Source organism: Aquipseudomonas guryensis, from assembly GCF_014164785.1.
Classification (GTDB): Bacteria; Pseudomonadota; Gammaproteobacteria; order Pseudomonadales; family Pseudomonadaceae; genus Aquipseudomonas; species Aquipseudomonas guryensis.
Genome location: NZ_JACJFN010000006.1, coordinates 101671 through 122119, shown reverse-complemented (window position 1 = coordinate 122119; position 20449 = coordinate 101671). Strand labels below are relative to the sequence as shown.

The window sequence follows — 20449 nt, the reverse complement described above, 5'->3', positions numbered from 1 at the left end:
ATTCTTAGCGGGCGCGGTAGGTGATACGGCCCTTGCTCAGGTCGTACGGCGTCAGTTCGACGCGGACCTTGTCGCCAGTGAGAATGCGGATGTAGTTCTTGCGCATCTTTCCGGAGATATGCGCGGTAACGACGTGCCCATTTTCCAACTCCACACGGAACATGGTGTTGGGCAGGGTGTCGACGACAGTGCCTTCCATTTCGAAGCTGTCTTCTTTCGACATGCAGTAAAGCCCTCGGTATCCAATGAATGGCCCGGCGCAACTGGCCCCAGGCAAAAGCGGCGTGCATTGTGCCCGAAAATGCAGTGTGCCGCCAAGGTATTCAGGTGAGGGTTGTCCAGCGTTGATTGACGAACAGCTCAATGGGGCGGTACTGGGTCTTGTAGCTCATCTTGCGGCAGTTCTTGATCCAGTAGCCGAGATAGACCGCTTGCAGGCCCAGGCGCGCGGCTTCGCCGATCTGCCAGAGGATGGCGAAACGGCCCAGGCTGCGCCGTTCCTGATCGGGATCGTAGAAGGTATAAACCGCCGAAAGGCCGTTGGGCAGCATGTCGGTGACGGCGATAGCCAGCAGTTTGCCTTCCAGGCGGAACTCGTAGAAGCGCGCGAATGGCAGGTCGCGAACCAGGAAGGTGCTGAACTGGTCACGGCTGGGCGGGTACATGTCGCCATCTGCGTGGCGCTGCTCGATGTAGCGCACGTAGAGGTCGTAGTACTCCTCGTTGAACGCCGGGCGTACGGCCTTGACCTGGATATCGGCGTTGCGTTTGAGGATGCGCCGCTGCTGGCGATTGGGCAGGAACTGGTCGGCGGGAATGCGCGCTGGTACGCAGGCGGTGCAGCGTTGGCAGTGCGGACGATACAGATGGTCACCGCTACGCCGGAAGCCCATTTCCGAGAGCTCGGCATACACCTGCACATCCATGGGCTGGCTGGGGTCGAGAAACAGGGTGGTGGCCTGTTCCTCGGGCAGGTAGCTGCAAGGATGTGGCTGGGTGGCGTAAAACTTGAGGCGAGCCAGCTCGGTCATGGTCAACCCTCGGGAAAACCTTTGAACAAGTGTATGCCAGCCTGCGGGAGTCGCCTAGGCGAGCCAGTCGGCGTTATTCGGTTGGTCAAGATGGCGCTGCAGGTAAGTCGCGAACTCGCTGCGCGCTATCGCTCGGGCGCCAAAGCTGTGCAGGTGCTGGGTGGGCATCTGGCAGTCGATCAGGACGAAACCCCATTCACGCAGTTTGCCGACCAGGGTGGCGAAGCCGACTTTCGAGGCATTGTCCGTATGGCTGAACATCGACTCACCGAAAAACAGCTGCCCCATGGCCAGGCCGTAGAGCCCGCCGACCAGTTGTCCGTTTTCCCATACTTCGACCGAGTGGGCGATGCCTTGGCGATGCAGGTGCAGGTAGGCGTTCTGCATTTCTTTGGTGATCCAGGTGCCATCGGCATAGGCGCGTGGTGCGGCGCAGGCCTGGATGATTGCGGCGAAATCGCGATCGAAGCTGACTGTGAAGCGCTGCTGGCGGATCAGCTTGGCCAGGCTGCGTGACAGGTGGAATTCATCGGGAAACAGCACCGTGCGAGGGTCTGGCGACCACCACAGTAGTGGTTGGCCTTGTGAGTACCAGGGGAAGCAGCCGTGTCGATAAGCGGCGACCAGGCGTGCAGGCGATAGATCACCACCGGCGGCCAGCAGGCCATTGGGCTCGCGCAGGGCTTTATCCAGAGGCGGGAAGTCGAGGGTGTCGCGTTGCAGCCAGGTCAGCATGCGGGGGAGGGCGGGCGCTGGGCGCCCGCCTGCTGAGGCTTAGACGTCGAGGTACTTTTCGGCGTCGAGCGCGGCCATGCAGCCGGCGCCAGCCGAGGTGATGGCCTGACGGTAGACGTGATCGGCCACGTCGCCAGCAGCAAACACGCCGTCGATGCTGGTCAGGGTGGCATTGCCTTCGTTGCCGCCCTGTACCAGCAGGTAGCCGTCGCGCATTTCCAGTTGGCCCTGAAACAGCTCGGTGTTGGGCTTGTGACCGATGGCGATGAATACGCCAGCCAGTTGCAGTTCTTTCTTGCTGCCGTCAGCCGTGTTGATCAGGCGCACGCCGGTTACGCCGCTGGCGTCGCCCAGCACTTCGTCCAGGGTGTGGTTCCAGTGCAGGCGCACATTGCCGTTGGCGGCCTTCTCGAACAGCTTGTCCTGCAGGATCTTCTCCGAACGCAGCTTGTCGCGGCGATGGATCAGGTGCACTTCTTTGGCGATGTTGGACAGATAGAGGGCTTCTTCCACGGCAGTGTTGCCACCGCCGATCACGCAGACCACCTGGTTGCGGTAGAAGAAACCGTCGCAGGTGGCGCAGGCGGATACGCCCTTGCCGGCGAAAGCTTCTTCTGACGGCAGGCCGAGGTACTGGGCGCTGGCGCCGGTGGCGATGATCAGGGCGTCGCAGGTGTAGGTGCCGCTGTCACCCTTGAGGGTGAAGGGCTTCTGCTGCAACTCGGCAGTGTGGATATGGTCGTAAACGATCTCGGTGTCGAAGCGCTCGGCGTGTTCCTGCATGCGCTGCATCAGCGCCGGGCCGGTCAGGCCGTGCACGTCACCTGGCCAGTTGTCGACTTCTGTGGTGGTGGTCAGCTGGCCGCCGGGCTGGATGCCAGTGATGATGACGGGCTTGAGGTTGGCGCGGGCGGCATAGACGGCAGCGGTGTAGCCGGCAGGGCCGGAGCCCAGGATGATCAGGCGTGAATGCTTGACTTCGCTCATAAAAAGACCTCATAAGCCTTTGTCACAAAAGAGAATGCATGCTCAAATTGAGCGGTGCGTAAGATGCTGGCCGGTATGCTACACCGAAGCAGTAAGGGCGGTAAAACGTGCCGCCCGGTGCCTGACATGGCATCGGACCTGTAAATCCGTACAATGGTCTGACTTTACGTTTTCAACTGATTGTTGGTCGCGCTCCGGGCGCAGGAATAGCAGCGTTTTGAAGAATTCCACCTCTACAGCTCAGGTCCCCCTCTGGCGTCAGCAGTTGCACTACCGCCTCAAGGAAGGTGCGCTGATCGCGCTTGGCGCGCTCTGCCTCTATCTGTGGATGGCATTGCTGACCTACGACCAGAATGACCCGGGCTGGAGCCATACCAGCAATGTCGAGCAGGTGCAGAACGCCGCCGGTCGCGCCGGTGCCTGGTTCGCCGACATCCTGTTCATGGTGCTCGGCTATTTCGCCTACCTGTTTCCGCTTCTGCTGGCGGTGAAGACCTGGCAAGTGTTCCGTAATCGCCATCTGCCCTGGCAGTGGAGCGGCTGGCTGTTTTCCTGGCGCCTGATCGGCCTGGTCTTCCTGGTGCTGGCCGGCGCTGCATTGGCCGATATCCACTTCCAGGATGGTAGCGGCTTGCCTGCCTCGGCCGGTGGTGCGCTGGGTGAAAGCCTCAGTGTGCTGGCGGTCAATGCCCTGAATATCCAGGGCAGCACGCTGCTGTTCATCTCGCTGTTCCTGTTTGGACTGACCGTGTTTGCCGACCTGTCCTGGTTCAAGGTCATGGATGTCACCGGCAAGATCACCCTGGACCTGTTCGAGCTAATCAACAGTCTGATCAACCGCTGGTGGAGCGCCCGGGTCGAGCGCAAGCAACTGGTGGCCAAGCTGCGTGAGGTCGATGACCGGGTCAGCGAAGTGGCCGCGCCGGTGGTGCCTGATCGCCGCGAACAGGCCAAGGTCAAGGAACGCCTGATCGCCCGCGAGGAAGCACTGAGCAAGCACATGAGTGAGCGCGAAAGCCGACCGGCGCCCGTGATTGCACCGCCGCCCGCGCCGAAAGCGCCGGAGCCGAGCAAGCGTGTGCTGAAGGAAAAGCAGGTCTCGCTGTTCGAAGACAGCGCCGTAGCTGGCACCTTGCCGCCGATTTCGATTCTCGACGCCGCCGAGAAGAAGCAGAAGCAGTATTCGCCGGAATCCCTGGAGGCCATGTCGCGCCTGCTCGAGATCAAGCTCAAGGAATTCGGTGTCGAGGTCATGGTCGAGTCCGTGCATCCGGGCCCGGTGATCACCCGTTTCGAGATCCAGCTGGCCGCCGGGGTCAAGGTCAGCCGTATTTCCGGCCTGGCCAAGGACCTGGCGCGTTCGATGGCGATCATTAGCGTGCGGGTGGTCGAGGTGATTCCGGGCAAGACCACCGTGGGTATCGAGATCCCCAACGAAGACCGGCAGATCGTGCGCTTCTCCGAAGTGCTTTCGTCCAGCGAGTACGACGACGCCAAGTCGCCGGTAACCCTGGCCCTGGGCCACGACATCGGCGGCAAGCCGGTGATCACCGACCTGGCCAAGATGCCGCACTTGCTGGTGGCTGGTACCACCGGCTCCGGTAAGTCGGTGGGGGTCAACGCGATGATCCTGTCGATCCTGTTCAAATCCACGCCGGAAGAGGCGCGGATGATTATGATCGACCCGAAGATGCTCGAACTGTCGATCTACGAGGGCATCCCGCACCTGCTGTGCCCGGTGGTGACCGACATGAAGGAGGCCGCCAATGCCCTGCGCTGGTCGGTCGCCGAGATGGAACGTCGCTACAAGCTCATGGCCGCCATGGGCGTGCGCAACCTGGCCGGCTTCAACCGCAAGGTGAAGGATGCCGAGGAGGCCGGCACGCCGCTGACCGATCCGCTGTACCGCCGCGAGTCCATGGAAGATGACGCACCGCTGCTGAAGAGCCTGCCGACCATTGTCGTGGTGGTCGACGAATTCGCCGACATGATGATGATCGTCGGCAAGAAGGTCGAAGAGCTGATCGCGCGCATCGCGCAGAAGGCGCGTGCCGCCGGCATCCACCTGATTCTCGCCACCCAGCGTCCGTCGGTCGACGTGATCACCGGCCTGATCAAGGCCAACATCCCGACCCGCATGGCCTTCCAGGTATCGAGCAAGATCGACTCGCGCACCATCCTCGACCAGGGCGGCGCCGAACAGCTGCTTGGTCACGGTGACATGCTCTACCTGCCGCCGGGCACCGGTCTGCCGATTCGTGTGCATGGCGCCTTCGTTTCCGACGAAGAAGTGCACCGCGTGGTCGAAGCCTGGAAGCAGCGCGGTTCGCCCGACTACATCGAAGATATCCTGGCGGGCGTCGAGGAGGCCGGTAGCGGCTTCGATGGCGGCAGCAGCGGCGAAGGCGGTGAGGGTAGCGAGGCTGACCCGCTGTACGACGAAGCCGTCAACTTCGTGCTGGAGAGCCGCCGCGCTTCCATTTCCGCCGTGCAGCGCAAGCTGAAGATCGGCTACAACCGTGCCGCTCGCATGATCGAAGCCATGGAGATGGCCGGCGTGGTCACGTCGATGAATACCAATGGCTCGCGCGAAGTGATCGCACCGGGCCCGATGCGGGACTAATTTCCAGTTTGTCTATGAAGAGGATTTCCATGCGACTGTTGCGCATGTTGTTGCTGTCCGCCCTGGCCTTTGTCGCCATCCCCGCCCAGGCGGACGACGAGGCAGCGGTCAAACGCCTGACTGAACTGCTCAACCAGGCGCAGACCATCAGCGCCCGTTTCTCCCAGCTGACCCTCGACGGTACCGGCACCCAGCTGCAGGAAACCGCAGGTCAGCTGGCGCTCAAGCGCCCTGGGCTGTTCCGCTGGCATACCGATGCGCCGCAGGAGCAACTGCTGGTGTCCAACGGCGAGAAAGTCTGGCTGTATGACCCGGACTTGATGCAGGTGACCATCCAGAGCCTCGACCAGCGCCTGACCCACACCCCGGCGCTGCTGCTGTCCGGTGATGTATCGAAGATCCGCGAGAACTTCGAGATCAGCTTCAAGGAAGCCGGTGAAGTGGTCGACTTCATGCTCAAGCCGAAGGCCCAGGACACCCTGTTCGACAACCTGCGTCTGTCGTTCCGCCGTGGCGTGATCAACGACATGCAGCTGATCGACAGCATCGGTCAGCGCACCAATATCCTGTTCCTCAGCGTGAAGATGAACGAGCAGCTCGACCCCGCGCTGTTCACCTTCGACGTGCCTGAGGGCGCCGACGTCATCCAGGAATAAGAGGCCGCTGCCGCCCGGTATGGATCTGTTTCGCTCCGCCCCCGTCGCCCAGCCCCTGGCCGCGCGTTTGCGCGCGACCAGCCTGGACGAGTACGTCGGTCAGGAGCATGTGCTGGGCCACGGCAAGCCGCTGCGCGAGGCGCTGGAGCAAGGTGCGCTGCACTCGATGATCTTCTGGGGCCCGCCTGGGGTCGGCAAGACCACCCTGGCCAGGCTGCTGGCGCAGGTCTCCGAGGCGCACTTCGAAACGATTTCCGCAGTACTGTCTGGGGTCAAGGAAATCCGTCAATCGGTGGAAGTGGCCAAGCAGCAGGCCGCCCAGTACGGCCGGCGCACCATCCTCTTCGTCGACGAAGTGCATCGCTTCAACAAGAGCCAGCAGGATGCCTTTCTGCCCTATGTGGAAGATGGCACGCTGATCTTTATCGGTGCGACCACCGAGAACCCTTCCTTCGAGCTGAACAACGCGCTGCTCTCGCGCGCCCGTGTCTATGTGCTGAAAAGCCTGGATGAGGCCGCCATGCGTAAGCTGGTGCAGCGTGCGCTGACGGAGGAGAAGGGCCTGGGCAAACAGCGCCTGAGCCTGCCGGAAGAGAGCTTTCAGATCCTCCTGGCTGCCGCCGATGGTGACGGTCGACGCCTGCTCAACCTGCTGGAAAATGCCGCCGATCTGGCCGAGGACGGCAGCGAGATCGCTCCCGAACTGCTGCAGAACCTGCTCGGCGACAGTCGCCGGCGTTTCGACAAGGGTGGCGAGGCGTTCTACGACCAGATTTCCGCGCTGCACAAATCGGTGCGCGGCTCCAACCCGGACGGTGCGCTGTACTGGTACGCGCGCATGCTCGACGGGGGCTGCGACCCGCTGTACCTGGCCCGGCGCGTGGTGCGCATGGCCAGCGAGGACATCGGCAACGCCGACCCGCGTGCCCTGACTCTGTGCCTCAACGCCTGGGATGTGCAGGAACGCCTGGGCAGCCCGGAAGGCGAGCTGGCCGTGGCTCAGGCCATTGTCTACCTGGCCTGCGCGCCGAAGAGCAACGCCGTGTACATGGGCTTCAAGGCCGCCATGCGCGATGCTGCCGAACACGGCTCGCTGGAAGTGCCCCTGCACCTGCGTAATGCCCCGACCAAGTTGATGAAGGAACTCGGCTACGGCGATGAATACCGCTACGCCCATGACGAGCCGGATGCCTACGCCGCCGGCGAGGACTATTTCCCCGAGCAGCTCGAGCCGCAGGCTTACTATCAGCCGGTGCCGCGTGGCCTGGAACTGAAGATTCGCGACAAACTGGCACATCTTGCCGCGCTGGATGCCGCCAGCCCGCGCAAACGGAGAAAGCCATGATCGGTGTGGTCATCGCGGTCGCGTTGGGCGGCATGGTTGGTACCCTGCTGCGTTTCTTTACCAGCAACTGGGTCAGCGCGAACTGGCCGCAGCACTTCTATGGCGCTACCCTGGCGGTCAATATTATCGGCTGCCTGCTGATCGGCTATCTGTACGGCCTGTTTCTGCTGCGCCCCGAGGTGCCGCTGGAGCTGCGCGCCGGGCTGATGGTGGGCTTCCTTGGCGGCCTGACCACTTTTTCATCCTTCTCCCTCGACACGCTGCGCCTGCTGGAAAGCGGCCAGGCACCGCTGGCCATCGGCTATGCGACTGCCAGCGTGCTGGGCGGTCTGCTCGCCACCTGGGCCGGCCTGACATTAACCAAGCTCTGATCTAGACGAGAACATCCCATGCTCGACTCCAAACTGGTTCGTACCCAACTGCAGGAGATTGCGGACCGCCTGGCTACCCGTGGCTTCCAGCTGGACGTGGCGCGCTTCGAGGCCCTCGAGGCCCAGCGCAAGACCGTACAGACCCGCACCGAACAGCTGCAGGCCGAGCGCAATACCCGCTCCAAGTCCATTGGCCAGGCCAAGCAGCGTGGCGAAGACATCGCGCCGCTGCTGGCGGAAGTCGACAAGATGGGCAGCGACCTGGAAGAGGGCAAACGCGAGCTGGAGTCCATCCAGACCGAGCTCGACAACCTGCTGCTGAACATCCCCAACCTGCCGGATGAGTCGGTGCCGGTTGGCGCGGATGAAGAAGGTAACGTCGAAGTTTCGCGCTGGGGCACGCCGCGCAGCTTCGACTTCCCGGTGCAGGATCACGTCGCCCTCGGCGAGCAGCATGGCTGGCTGGACTTCGAGACCGCCGCCAAGCTTTCCGGCGCCCGTTTTGCCTTGCTGCGCGGCCCCATCGCTCGGCTGCACCGCGCCCTGGCGCAGTTCATGATCAACTTGCACACCGCCGAGCATGGTTACGAGGAGGCCTACACGCCTTATCTGGTGCAGGCCTCTGCGCTGCAGGGCACCGGCCAGCTGCCGAAGTTCGAGGAAGACCTGTTCAAGATCCAGCGCGACGAGCAGGCCGACCTGTACCTGATTCCGACTGCGGAAGTGTCGCTGACCAACATCGTCGCCGGCGCCATCCTCGACGCCAAGCAGCTGCCGATAAAATTCGTCGCCCACACCCCGTGCTTCCGCAGCGAAGCCGGCGCATCGGGCCGCGACACCCGCGGGATGATCCGCCAGCACCAGTTCGACAAGGTCGAGATGGTGCAGATCGTCGAACCGTCCAAGTCCTTCGAAGCCCTGGAAAGCCTGACCGCCAACGCCGAACGCGTGCTGCAGCTGCTCGAGCTGCCGTACCGCAAGCTGGCGCTGTGCACCGGTGACATGGGCTTCGGCGCGGTGAAAACCTACGACCTGGAGGTCTGGGTGCCGAGCCAGGACAAGTACCGCGAGATTTCCTCCTGCTCCAACTGTGGCGACTTCCAGGCCCGGCGCATGCAGGCGCGCTACCGTAACCCGGAAACCGGCAAGCCGGAGCTGGTGCACACCCTCAATGGCTCCGGCCTGGCGGTGGGCCGCACCCTGGTGGCGGTGCTGGAGAACTACCAGCAGGCCGACGGCAGCATCCGTGTGCCTGACGTGCTGAAGCCCTATATGGCAGGTATCGAGGTTATCGGCTAAGCCGGACCTAAGTTGCAGAATACGGGGTGGCCAGTGCTGCCCCGTTTTGTTTTGTCTGATCGAGAGCATGCGCCATGGATTTTCTTCCCCTGTTCCACAAACTGCAGGATCGCCTGGTACTGGTTGTCGGCGGTGGCGAAGTGGCGCTGCGCAAGGCGCGGCTGCTGGTCGAGTCGGGTGCGGTCTTGCGCGTGGTGGCTCCGGAGATTCGTGACGAGTTGCGCGAGCTGGCCGGGCCGAGTGCCCAGGTTTTGCAGCGTGGCTACCAGGCGGATGATCTGGATGGGGTGTGCCTGGTGATTGCCGCTACCGACAATGAGCCGTTGAATGCGCAGATTTCCGCCCAGGCTCAGGTACGTGGCATTCCGGTCAATGTGGTGGATGCGCCGAAGCTGTGCAGTGTGATCTTCCCGGCCATCGTCGACCGCTCGCCGCTGATTGTCGCCATCACCAGTGGCGGTGATGCGCCGGTGTTGGCACGGTTGATTCGCGCCAAGATCGAGACCTGGATTCCCGCCACCTATGGCCAACTGGCCGGGCTGGCGAAGAAATTCCGTGCCCAGGTGCGTGGCCTGTTTCCCGATGTGCAGCAGCGCCGGGTGTTCTGGGAAGACGTGTTCCAGGGGCAGATCGCCGAAAGCGTATTCGCCGGCAAGCTGGGTGAGGGCGAGCGTCAGCTCGAGGCGAAGATCGCTGGCATTGCCCCGCGTGCCCTGGGTGAGGTTTACCTAGTCGGTGCTGGCCCCGGTGATCCGGATCTGCTGACCTTCCGCGCCCTGCGCCTGATGCAGCAGGCCGATGTGGTGCTGTATGACCGTCTGGTGGCGCCGGCCATCGTCGACCTGTGCCGCCGTGATGCCGACCGCATCTACGTTGGCAAGCAGCGCTCAGAACATGCCGTGCCGCAGGAGCAGATCAACCAGCGTTTGGTCGACCTGGCCAAGCAGGGTAAGCGGGTGTTGCGCCTCAAGGGTGGCGACCCGTTCATCTTCGGCCGCGGCGGCGAGGAAATCGAGGAGCTGGCGGCCCACGGCATCCCGTTCCAGGTGGTGCCGGGGATTACTGCGGCATCGGGCTGCGCGGCCTATGCGGGAATTCCGCTGACCCATCGCGACCATGCGCAATCGGTGCGTTTCGTCACCGGCCATCTCAAAGACGGCAGCAGCAACCTGCCTTGGGGCGAGCTGAGTGCGCCGGGGCAAACCCTGGTGTTCTACATGGGCCTGGTCGGGCTGCCAGCCATCTGCGCCGAGCTGATTCGCCATGGTCGCGCGGCGGATACTCCGGCGGCGCTGGTGCAGCAGGGCACTACACAGAATCAGCGAGTCTTTACCGGGACTCTGGCCAACCTGCCGCAGTTGGTGGCCGAGCATGAGGTGCATGCGCCGACCCTGGTGATAGTCGGTGAGGTGGTGCAGCTACGCGAGAAGCTGGCCTGGTTTGAAGGCGCTCAGGCGGACGTTTGAAGGCGCGTGTCCCAGACTCTCTGCGCACGGGCGAGTGCGCTCTCGCTCGGCTCGCCCAGAGCGCGTAAACCCAGGGCAATGGTGCTGAGCACCGCCAGGCGGCCATAGGCGTCTTCCGCCTCGCCATTCCAGAAGGCCAGCAGATGTGCCGGGTCAAGCTGCTCTGGCTTGACGTGGCGCTGGGCGGACAGCGCCGGCCACTCCTCGTCCCAGTTCTCGCCACCGGCGGTGCCGTACAAGTGGCATTGGCCGTCCGGGTTGACCTCGATCTCACCACCTTCGCCCTTGATCACGATGGCTGTGTCGCCGAGCAACTGGCTGGCCTCGCGGTGCGTGGCCTGGTAGCCGGGATGGAAGATGCTCTGCATCACGCAACGCGCCCCGAGTGGGTTGAGGATGCGTGCCAGCGAGTGAATCGGCGAGCGCAGGCCGAGGGTGTTGCGCAGGTCGATCATCCGTTGCAACTGTGGCGCCCAGGCGCCCAGCGGGGTGAAGGCCAGGTTGTGGCGATCCAGATTCTCGGCCACTTCTTCCCACGACTGGCAGATCGGGATGGCGAGCGATTCCAGCAGCTGCTCGCTGTACAGGCGTCCGGCGGTGTGCGCGCCGCCGCCGTGCAGATGGATGCGCACGCCGCTGGCGGCCAGGGCTTTGACGGCCAGGAGGAACCAGGGCAGGTGGCGCTTCTTACCGGCATAGCTGGGCCAGTCCAGGTCGACTGCAATCGGCGGCGTCACCAGACGTTCACGTAGGGCCTCGGTGAAACCGGCCAGTTCCTCGGCGCTTTCCTCCTTGTGTCGCAGCAGCATGAGAAAGGCACCGAGCTGGGTGTCCTCGACCTTGTCGTCGAGCAGTAGGCCCATGGCTTCGCGGGCTTCCTCGCGGCTCATGTTGCGCGCGCCGCGCTTGCCCTTGCCGAGGATGCGCACGAACTGGGCGAAAGGATGTTCCGGGGGAGCTACGAGAATCATGGGCGCTACTTTCACAGGCAGTTGGTCGGTTTTGGCAGGCCAGCCAGCTTGGCGGCGAGCTTGGCGGGCGTGCCCTTGAACAGGCGGTTGAGGTGCAAGCTGTTGCCCTTTTCCGGACCGAGCTTGAGGGCCACATACTTGATCAGCGGGCGGGTGGCCGGCGACAGCTGGAACTCGGCGTAGAAGGCGCGCAGCAGCTCGAGGATTTCCCAGTGTTCGGCACTCAGCTGCAGGTCTTCAGCGGTAGCTAGAGCCTCGGCGGCAGCGGGCGACCAGTCGTCCAGCTCGGCCAGGTAGCCATCCTTGTCCAAGGCGATGCTGCGGCCATCGACGATCAGGTTGCTCATAGCCAGCTGTTGACCTTGGCGTAGGTGGTGCACAGCTCGACAAAGGCGGGGTAATCGACTGCCTGGGCGCGGTCTGGCACTTGTAGATGGCGCGCTTGCAGGTCTTCGTCGAGGGCGTACAGGGCGATGCTTTCCGGCATCAGCTGCAAGGCCTGCAGTTGAACGGTGTTGGGCTGTAGGGCATACACGGCGTCACCGCTGAGCAGCAGGCCGTCCTGCGGGCCAAGCAGGCGCAGGCAACTGGCGAAACGGCTGTCGCTGAAGGGCGAATGGGAAAGCAGGTGCAGGGTGGCCATCAGATCGTGATCACTTGGTCGTAGCGGTCGATAAGCAGGGTCAATTGGCTGTCGTCGAGCTGCTCCACCGGCAATACCAGGGGCTGTTCACTGAGGCCACGTTCGCTGAGGCTGCGGCTGGCGACATACAGCGATTCGACGCCGAACATCGGCAGGGCCTGCAGATTGGCGGTCAGATCCTTCTGCTGCAGAGCGGCGGGTTGCTGCTGCGGCAGGAGTTGGAACACCCCGTCATCGAGAAACAGCAAACCCAGCGGCAGATCGAAGGCACCACCAGCCAGGGCTATGTCCAGTGCTTCGCGGGCGCTGGGGCCGGCCCAGGGGGCCTGGCGACTGATGATCAATAGGGATTTGCTCATCAGTGGCCTCCGAAGCAGATCAGGCGGTCGGCCAGTTGGTTGGCTTCGTGCAGCTGACCCAGTCCCGACAGCTCCCAGTGCGCGCAGAGATTGGCGGCCGGCTTCTGGTAGCGCTGCGCTTCTTCCTCGTTGAGCACGCCACGGCGCAGGGCGGCAGCAATGCACACCACGGCATCCAGCCCTTGTTGTTCGACGAAGGCGCGCCACTCGGCCGGCAGATCCACTTCGTCCTGGGCATTCACCGTATTGGCCGAGGCGCTGTGCACGCCGTCCTGATAGAAGAACAGGCGCACGATCTCATGCCCGCCCGCAAGCGCCGCCTCGGCAAAGCGCAGGGCGCGGCGTGAGGAGGGCAGGTGGGCCGGGGCGAACAGGGCAATGGCAAACTTCATGACAATCCCGCGATAACACTCTGCCGTCATGATAAAGGCAGAACGCTGCAGATGCTTGTACAGGCATGAAAAAGCCCGCCGAAGCGGGCTTCTGTGCAGCAGAAGCAACTTAGTCGTCGCTGCCCATGATGCCGAAGATCTGCAGCAGGCTGACGAACAGGTTGTAGATCGATACATACAGACTGATGGTAGCCATGATGTAGTTGCGTTCACCGCCGTGGATGATCGCGCTGGTCTGGAACAGGATGCAGGCCGAGGAGAACAGCACGAAGCCGGCGCTGATCGCCAGTTGCAGGCCGCTGATCTGGAAGAAGAAGCTGGCCAGCGTGGCGCCCAGCAGGACGAAGAAGCCCGCGGTGATGAAACCGCCGAGGAAACTCATGTCCTTGCGGGTGGTCAGCACGTAGGCCGACAGGCCGAAGAACACCAGAGCGGTCATGGCGAAGGCCGAGCTGATGACTTCACCGCCGCCACTCATGCCCAGGTAGCGGTTGAGGATCGGGCCCAGGGTGTAACCCATGAAGCCGGTCAGGGCGAAGGTCGACAGCAGGCCCCAGGCCGAATTGCGCAGCTTCATGGTGAGGAAGAACAGGCCGTAGAAGCCGATCAGCACCACAAAGATGTTGGGGTAGGGCAGGTTCATCTGCTGGGCGAAGTAAGCAACCAGGCCGCTGAAGGCCAGGGTCAGGGCCAGCAGGCCATAGGTATTGCGCAGGACTTTGCTGACTTCCTGCTGGTCGACCTGCGCATGGCTGAGCGCGTAATCTTGTTCGTGCATGACAACACTCCTGTAGTGACAAGTTGGGTCCGTGACCGCAGTCAAGTCGATCATAACAGACCGCGATAGTCTGCCAATTACGAGAGTTTGACAGTGTGTTGCGTTCCGGTAAGATTGCCGCCCGCAGCAAGCGCCGGAAGCGTGGCAGAGCGGTTGAATGCAACGGTCTTGAAAACCGTCGAAGGGGAAACTCTTCCGTGAGTTCGAATCTCACCGCTTCCGCCATATTTATCACCGAAGCCCCGCCATGCGGGGCTTCGCGTTTTTGTACTGGTGAATGCCCCATAGGTACCCCGCACACCCTACAGGCTGATTCAATCCCGCGTTGCGGTGCTGAATGTGTTTACGGGGGGATTCTTCTGTTCCTGTGATGGCCTCTACCCACGTAATAGTGTGTACTTCTTCTAGGCTGAGCCAGTAGGGGTACTGCATGCGTGTGATAATTCTTGAAGACGATGCCTGGATTGCCGATCTGTTGCGGCAGATTGTTCATAGTTTGCGTCCTCAGGCGCAGATCAGTTGCCAGGTTAGTGTCAGCGCCGCCTTGGCGGAGTGGCAGCGGCAATCAGCCGATCTGGTGATTTGTGACTGGAATCTTCCCGACGGCCCCGGCACCCGATTGCTGGAGCAGATCCGCAAGCAGGACAGCCAGATTCCCCTAGTGATGATCACCGGGCGTGCCGATCGCGACAGCGTGCTGGAGGTGCGCTCGTTGCGTATCAATGCCTTTATCAGCAAGCCATTCCAAATGCCCAAGGTGCTCGATTGCCTCAATCGGCTACTACCTTCTGCTGACCTGAGTTTCCCTGCGAGCAGCTCGCTGGCCAGCAACTTCAGTGAATTTCTCAGTAGCCAGGCCGCTGACGAACTGGATATGCCGCTGCAGGCAGGCACTCTGGACAAGCTCAGGGCGCTCGGCCGGCAGCCCGCCGATTTGCGTCAGCTGCATAATCTGGGGCGTGATGAACCGGCCATCACGGCACGACTGCTGGCCGCAGCCAACAGCGCCCAGTACAGCAGTGGCGGTGAGGTGTGCCTGAGTTTGACTCAGGCCCTGCAGACCCTGGGCGCGGGCACCAGTCTGAATATTGCCCTGGGGCTGGCGCTGAATCCGGCAGCCGAGCTGGAAGACGCCGAACTCCAACTTCAGGCCATGGCAGCCTATGAACAGATCCAGGTTCTTTGTCAGCGCCTAGCGGAACTGGCTGCTGCCTGCAGGCTTGATCCCGCGCCGCTGCACAGTGCGGCACTGTTGCATCGTATGGGGGAGTTGTGTGTGCTCCAGCAGGCCCAGCGCTGGCGCAACAGTGGTCACACGCTGAGCCTGGAGGAACTCAGCCAAGCCTTGAGTGGCGCCAGCAGTGAGGTTGCTGCGCGCCTGAAAATCCACTGGCGCTTACCTAATCCACTGCGGGAGCTGATCGGTGCTTGCTATGCTCTACCGACAATCAACACCAAGCGTGAAGCGATTGTCATGCATCTGGCTGCCAGCGAGCTGGGACCGCAGCCCGATAGCGCCAAGCTGGCACGTTTGCGCCGCTTAGCTGGATTGAGTTAAACGCAGTAAAAGGCCAGAAAGAGCCAACCATGGGTCGGAACAGTTCCACCACCATTCGCGCCATTATTTTGTTTGGTAGCCTCGGCCTAACCTTGCTCTTTGTCGGCCTTGCTTGGCGTGCTTTGGTCGAGCGCGAAAGCCTCTGGCAACTGCAGCTGGACAGCCAGAGCGAGCTGCAACGTCTGGCTCTGCTCAGTTCGCAACAACGGCAGAATGCCGAGGCACTGCTGCTGGCCGAAAGCCTAGCTGCCGACACTTTGCTGGTGGACCTGGTCCGCCAGGCTCTGGTTCTGCAAACCCAGGGGCTGAGCGCGCAGCATCCCAGCTATCGACAGATTCGCGATCAGCTCTATATCCGTCTGCTGCCTCGCTGGCGCATTCTTCAGGATAAGCATCCCTTCCGCCTCTATGTACACCTGGGACGCGAGGGGCAGGTGCTGTTGCGAGTACACAATCCGAATGCCTTCGGCGACCTGCAATTGAGCCAACGGCCTATGCTGCGCGACGTCATGGCTGGCGGTCAGGCCCGTGCTGGCCTCACTCTGGGGACGCGCAGCTCCGGGGTACGCGCCATCAGCCCGGTGCAGCTCGACGACGAGCAGGGCGTGCGTACCATCGGTGCGCTGGAAGTGGTACTCGAGGTGCTCGACAACCTGCAGGAGCTCGATCATGAGCTGGATGCGGGTATCGCCCTGCGCTTGGGGCAGTCTGTTCTAGAGCCTGTGCGCAGCGGCGAGTCGTTACGTGGCCTGGATTTGTCCGCGAATACCTGGCGCCTGGCCAGGGCCTCGCGCCCCCAGGCCGAGCGTTGGCAAACCAGCGGTTTGCTACCGGCTGCCGAGGCAGGCGACAGTATTCGTCTGCTGGAAGACCGGGGCCGTTACTATCTGCTCAACCAGGTCGTCTTGCCCAGCTATGGACAGGTGCCGGGTACAGCTGCAGATCTACAGGCGGTGGCCTTGCTGTGGCGTGATATCAGCCCTCTGTATCAGCGTCACCAGTACGAGAAAAAACAGCTGGTGGGCAAATGGGCGCTGGCCTGGCTGGGCGCCCTGAGCCTGCTTTTGCTGCTGCTCTGGGCCACCCGCGCGAGCACTCGCAAGCTGATGCTAGGGCATCAGGCCAGGCTGCAGGAGCGCCATCGCGAGAGCGAGCAGGCGCGCCAGCTGCTGGCGTTGATTGCCGAGGCCCAGGCCGCCTATATCCAGGCCGATAATCAGCGTGAGAGCTTCGATGCTCTGCTGGTCCGCATCCTGGAACTGAGTGCCAGCCAGTTCGGCTTTATTGGCGAGATTCTGCTCGACGACCAGCAGCAGCGTTATCTGCGCACCTATGCCATCAGCAATATCGCCTGGGATCAGGCCAGTGCGGATTTCTATGCGCAGCAGGCGCCCCAGGGCCTGGAGTTTCGCAATCTGGACACCTTGTTTGGCCGAGTCATCCGTGACGGCCAGGCGCTTATCAGTAACGATCCCGCCGCTGATCCACGTCGCGGTGGGTTGCCCCCCGGGCACCCGGAGTTGCGGTCCTTTGCCGGGCTGCCTTTATTTGCTAATGGTCAGTTTATCGGCATGCTCGGCCTGGCCAATCGCCCTGACGGCTATCCCCAGGATTTTGCCGCGCAGCTGCAACCCTTGCTGGCCACCCTTGGCCAACTGATCGAAGCATTGCGCCGTGATATCCAGCGCCAGCAGACCCAGCAGAGCTTGCAACGTCAGCAGAAGGCCCTGCGTGCGCTCAACGAGATTGCTGCCCTGTCTCATTTGGACAGCCAGCAGCAGCTGCGAGCAGCTCTGCGCCTGGGGGCCGATTTTTACGCTACCCCGTTAGGCCTTATCAGCCGCATCGAGGGCGATGACTACCGGGTACTGGCCCAAGTATCACCGCCGGATAGCCTGGAGGATGGTCAGCGCTTCAGCCTTGGCGATACCTACTGCAGCATCGCCCTGCAAAGCGACGACGTACTGGCCATCGACCACATGGGCGACAGCGAATATGCCCGTCACCCATGCTATCCCCTGTTCCAGCTGGAGACCTATATAGGTATCGCCATCCGCGTTGGTGGCCAGCCTTTCGGCACTCTGGCTTTCTGCGCAGCGCAAGGCCGTGAGGCACCTTTCGATCAGACCGAGCGCGAATTCTTGCGTCTGTTTGCACGCTGGGTCGGCGCCACCCTGGAGCGTCAGCAGCAGGAACAGGCCCGGCAGACCTTGCTGCAGCGCCTGGACGAGTCCCAGCGCATCGCCCATCTGGGCCATTGGGAAGCCAATCTGGATGACGGAAGCCTGTACTGGTCGCAGCCGATCTACGACATCTTTGGCTACGACCCGCAAGAATTTGTCCCGAGCCTGACAAGCTTCAAGCGCTGCGTGCACCCCGATGACTTGGTACTGATCGAGGCCAGCGAAGCGCGGGTGCTGCAGGGCGGCGAATACGACGTGCGTCACCGCATTGTTCGTCCCAATGGCGAAGTGCGCTGGGTGCAGGAGCTGGCCCGTCTGCAGCCGGATCATGACGGCCGCCTGGTACGCTTGATCGGCACAGTGCAGGACGTGACCGAGCAGGCCTGCGCCGAGGAGGCGCTCAAGGCCCAACGCGAGCGCCTGGTTAGCATCATCGAAGGTACCCACGTCGGCACCTGGGAGTGGAACGTGCAGACGGGGGCTGCGGTGTTCAACGAACGCTGGGCGGAAATCATCGGCTATCAGCTGTCCGAGTTGGGCTCTATCGATATCAGCACCTGGGCTACCTTTTGCCACCCAGATGACCTGGCGCGTTCGAATGAGCATTTGCAGGTGCACTTTCGCGGGGAAGCACCGTACTACGACTGCCAGTGCCGCATGCGCCACAAGGCCGGGAACTGGGTCTGGGTGCATACCCGTGGCCGAGTGGTCAGTCGCACCAGCGACGGTCAGCCGTTGATGATGTACGGCACCCATGCTGATGTCAGCGAAATGCGCCAGCAGCAGGAGGCGGTACGCGAGGCGCGCGCCTTCCTGCAGGCGGTGCTCGACTCGGCGACCGGGGTGAGCATCATCGCCACCGATCCGGACGGCCTGATCAATCTATTCAATACCGGCGCCGAGCGTCTGCTTGGCTACCGCGCCGAGGAGGTGATCGGCCAGCACAGCCCAGCGCTATTCCACCTGGCCGAAGAAGTCGACAGACGTGGCCAGCGCCTGACCCAGCAACTAGGCCGTCCGATCAGCGGCTTCGAGGTGTTCATCCACCACGCTCGTAGCGGCGAGCCGGAAACCCGTCAGTGGACCTACCAATGCAAGGACGGTCGCCAGCGCCGGGTCAACCTGACGGTCAGTGCCATGTTCGATGGTGCAGGAAGGATCAGCGGCTTCCTCGGAATCGCCAGCGATATCAGTGAACTGCAGCAGGCTAACCGCGCCCTGCAGAAGAGCGAGAGCCGCTTTCGCGGCCTGGTTGCCAACCTGCCAGGGTTGGTCTATCGCTGCGAAAACGATGTCGAGTGGACCATGCGTTACATGAGCGACGAGATCGCCAATCTGACCGGTTACCCGGCCAGTGATTTCATCAACAACAAGGTGCGCACCTTCTCCAGCATCGTCCATCCCGACGACCTGCACCTCACTTACCAGTCACTGGTAGCCATCGAGCGCAAGGAAAGCTTCGAGCTGACCTACCGCCTGCAGCATGCCAACGGCCATAGCGTCTGGGTGCGCGAGAAAGGGCGCGGCGAATATGACCAGGACGGCCATCTGCTCTGGGTCTCCGGCTTTATCTGGGATATCAGCGACCGCAAGACCGCCGAAGATGCGCTGCTGGTCAGCCAGCAGCGTTTCAGCAATGCCTTCAACACCGCGCCTCAGGGCATGGCGCTGGTGAGCCTGGACGGCCGCTGGCTGGAGGTTAACGATGCCCTCTGCAACATGCTCGGCTACAGCCGAGAGATACTCCTGCAACTGGATTTCCAGCGCCTGACCCATCCCGACGACTTGCAGGGTGACCTGCATCTGCTCGACCAACTGCTGGCCGGCGCAATCAACAGCTACCAGTTGGAGAAACGTTACCTGGATAGCCAGGGGCGCATCATCTGGATCCTGCTCAGCGTGTCGCTAGTGCGTGATGCTCAAGGCCAGCCTCTGCATTTCGTCTCGCAAATTCAGAATTTCAGTGAGCGGGTCGAGGCTGAGCGAGCTGTCCGCGAGCGCGAGGACTACTTGCGCACCCTGCTCGACAATGTCATCGACGCCATCGTCACCATTGATGAACAGGGCCTTATCGAGACCTTCAATCAGGCTGCCGAACGCGTCTTTGGTTACCCGGCAAGCGAAGTGCAGGGGCGCAATGTCAGGATGCTGATGCCTGAGCCCGATCACTCGAGCCACGATGAGTACCTGCAGGCCTACCGCCAGAGCGGCGTAGCCAGGCTGATCGGCACGGTGCGCGAGCTGCTCGGTCAGCGCAAGAATGGCGAGCAATTCACCCTCGAACTGGCGGTGTCGCAGATCACTCACCAGGGCCAATGTCGCTTTATCGCTGTGATCCGCGATATCAGCGAGCGCAAACGCATTGAGCAGATGAAGAACGAGTTCGTTTCCACCGTCAGCCATGAGTTGCGCACCCCGCTGACGTCCATCGCCGGTTCCCTGGGGCTGATCAATGGCGGCGCCCTGGGCGAGGTGCCGGCCGCCATGCAGCAGATGTTGCAGATTGCCCACATCAACAGCCTGAGCCTGAGCGCACTGATCAATGACCTGCTGGATATGGAGAAGCTGCTGGCGGGCAAGATGCGCTTTGAGCTGCGCGAGCAACCGTTGTGGTCGTTGCTGGGCGAGGCGGTGCAGCACAACCAGCCCTATGCCGATCAGCATCAGGTGCACCTTGCCCTATCAACCGTGCCGGTTGCCTGCCTGGTGCGGGTCGACAACCAGCGCCTGGCCCAGGTCTTGGCCAATCTGTTATCGAATGCCGCCAAATTTTCTCCGCCCGGCAGCACGGTGAATGTCGACACCATGATCCGTGACGGTTGGGTGCGCGTCAGTGTGCATGACCAGGGGGTAGGCATTCCCGAAGCCTTCAAGGCGCGCATTTTCAGCAAGTTCTCCCAGGCCGATGCTAGCGATAGTCGGAGCAAGGGTGGCACCGGGCTGGGGCTGGCGATCAGCAAGGAATTGATTGAGCGCATGGGCGGCCAGATCGGCTTCGACTCACGGGAGGGGCAGGGTAGTACCTTCTGGTTCGACCTGCCGCTGGAGTAGA

General features: G+C 62.3%; 18 protein-coding genes and 1 tRNA gene. 9 read left to right on the top strand and 10 right to left on the bottom strand.

From position 1 onward, the window contains the following. Positions 1-4: 4 nt before the first annotated feature. The 4 genes from infA to trxB form a co-directional block, all read right to left on the bottom strand. The gene (gene infA, locus H3H45_RS19760) at positions 5-223 is read right to left on the bottom strand and encodes a translation initiation factor IF-1 (RefSeq protein ID WP_002553999.1); all 219 of its coding nucleotides are present in this window, start codon (positions 221-223) and stop codon (positions 5-7) included. A 100-nt stretch (positions 224-323) separates the two neighbouring features. Further along, complete coding sequence (locus H3H45_RS19755) at positions 324-1031, bottom strand: arginyltransferase (RefSeq protein WP_182835409.1); 708 nt, start codon at positions 1029-1031, stop codon at positions 324-326. 54 nt (positions 1032-1085) lie between these two features. Next, the gene (gene aat, locus H3H45_RS19750; protein ID WP_182835408.1) at positions 1086-1766 is read right to left on the bottom strand and encodes a leucyl/phenylalanyl-tRNA--protein transferase; all 681 of its coding nucleotides are present in this window, start codon (positions 1764-1766) and stop codon (positions 1086-1088) included. Positions 1767-1805: 39 nt separating this feature from the next. After that, entirely contained in the window at positions 1806-2753 is a 948-nt protein-coding gene (gene trxB / locus H3H45_RS19745; RefSeq protein WP_182835407.1) for a thioredoxin-disulfide reductase, read from the bottom strand. A 217-nt stretch (positions 2754-2970) separates the two neighbouring features. On the opposite strand from trxB, the gene ftsK reads away from it, so the two are divergent. The 6 genes from ftsK (at position 2971) to cysG (ending at position 10513) form a co-directional block, all read left to right on the top strand. Beyond that, entirely contained in the window at positions 2971-5376 is a 2406-nt protein-coding gene (ftsK, locus tag H3H45_RS19740; protein WP_268939401.1) for a DNA translocase FtsK, read from the top strand. Between the two features lie 29 nt (positions 5377-5405). Next, entirely contained in the window at positions 5406-6032 is a 627-nt protein-coding gene (gene lolA, locus H3H45_RS19735; protein ID WP_173207002.1) for an outer membrane lipoprotein chaperone LolA, read from the top strand. A gap of 19 nt (positions 6033-6051) precedes the next feature. Further along, entirely contained in the window at positions 6052-7377 is a 1326-nt protein-coding gene (locus H3H45_RS19730) for a replication-associated recombination protein A (protein WP_182835405.1), read from the top strand. Continuing rightward, the gene (gene crcB / locus H3H45_RS19725) at positions 7374-7748 is read left to right on the top strand and encodes a fluoride efflux transporter CrcB (RefSeq protein WP_182835404.1); all 375 of its coding nucleotides are present in this window, start codon (positions 7374-7376) and stop codon (positions 7746-7748) included. The genes H3H45_RS19730 and crcB overlap by 4 nt, the downstream gene beginning before the upstream one ends. 18 nt (positions 7749-7766) lie before the next feature. After that, positions 7767-9047: a serine--tRNA ligase gene (gene serS, locus H3H45_RS19720; protein WP_182835403.1), complete on the top strand. Its 1281-nt coding sequence runs from the start codon at positions 7767-7769 to the stop codon at positions 9045-9047. A gap of 74 nt (positions 9048-9121) precedes the next feature. Beyond that, positions 9122-10513, top strand: a complete 1392-nt coding sequence (cysG, locus tag H3H45_RS19715) for a siroheme synthase CysG (RefSeq protein WP_182835402.1) — start codon at positions 9122-9124, stop codon at positions 10511-10513. Here the strand turns inward: cysG and H3H45_RS19710 are convergent. From H3H45_RS19710 to H3H45_RS19685, 6 genes are all read right to left on the bottom strand, one after another. After that, positions 10498-11484, bottom strand: coding sequence for a glycosyl transferase family protein (locus H3H45_RS19710; protein WP_182835401.1), 987 nt, complete (start codon positions 11482-11484; stop codon positions 10498-10500). The two genes, cysG and H3H45_RS19710, sit on opposite strands and share 16 nt — an antisense overlap. A gap of 11 nt (positions 11485-11495) precedes the next feature. Then, positions 11496-11831 carry a TusE/DsrC/DsvC family sulfur relay protein gene (locus H3H45_RS19705; RefSeq protein WP_182835400.1) on the bottom strand — a complete coding sequence of 112 codons (336 nt, stop codon included), beginning with the start codon at positions 11829-11831 and terminating at the stop codon, positions 11496-11498. Next, a complete protein-coding gene (gene tusB / locus H3H45_RS19700; RefSeq protein ID WP_182835399.1) occupies positions 11828-12127 on the bottom strand; it encodes a sulfurtransferase complex subunit TusB in 300 nt (99 codons plus the stop codon). The genes H3H45_RS19705 and tusB overlap by 4 nt, the downstream gene beginning before the upstream one ends. After that, on the bottom strand, positions 12127-12486 hold the full coding sequence (gene tusC, locus H3H45_RS19695) for a sulfurtransferase complex subunit TusC (protein WP_182835398.1): 360 nt from the start codon (positions 12484-12486) through the stop codon (positions 12127-12129). Before tusC ends, tusB begins: the two co-directional genes overlap by 1 nt. Continuing rightward, positions 12486-12878: a sulfurtransferase complex subunit TusD gene (tusD, locus tag H3H45_RS19690; RefSeq protein WP_182835397.1), complete on the bottom strand. Its 393-nt coding sequence runs from the start codon at positions 12876-12878 to the stop codon at positions 12486-12488. Before tusD ends, tusC begins: the two co-directional genes overlap by 1 nt. A 109-nt stretch (positions 12879-12987) precedes the next feature. After that, positions 12988-13656: a Bax inhibitor-1/YccA family protein gene (locus H3H45_RS19685; protein ID WP_173206977.1), complete on the bottom strand. Its 669-nt coding sequence runs from the start codon at positions 13654-13656 to the stop codon at positions 12988-12990. 135 nt (positions 13657-13791) lie between these two features. Between H3H45_RS19685 and H3H45_RS19680 the strand changes: the two genes are divergently transcribed. From H3H45_RS19680 to H3H45_RS19670, 3 genes are all read left to right on the top strand, one after another. After that, a tRNA-Ser gene (locus tag H3H45_RS19680) sits at positions 13792-13881 on the top strand. A 205-nt stretch (positions 13882-14086) separates the two neighbouring features. Then, a complete protein-coding gene (locus tag H3H45_RS19675) occupies positions 14087-15214 on the top strand; it encodes an HDOD domain-containing protein (protein ID WP_182835396.1) in 1128 nt (375 codons plus the stop codon). Positions 15215-15243: 29 nt separating this feature from the next. Further along, on the top strand, positions 15244-20448 hold the full coding sequence (locus H3H45_RS19670; RefSeq protein WP_182835395.1) for a PAS domain S-box protein: 5205 nt from the start codon (positions 15244-15246) through the stop codon (positions 20446-20448). The last annotated feature ends 1 nt before the right edge of the window (position 20449 follow it).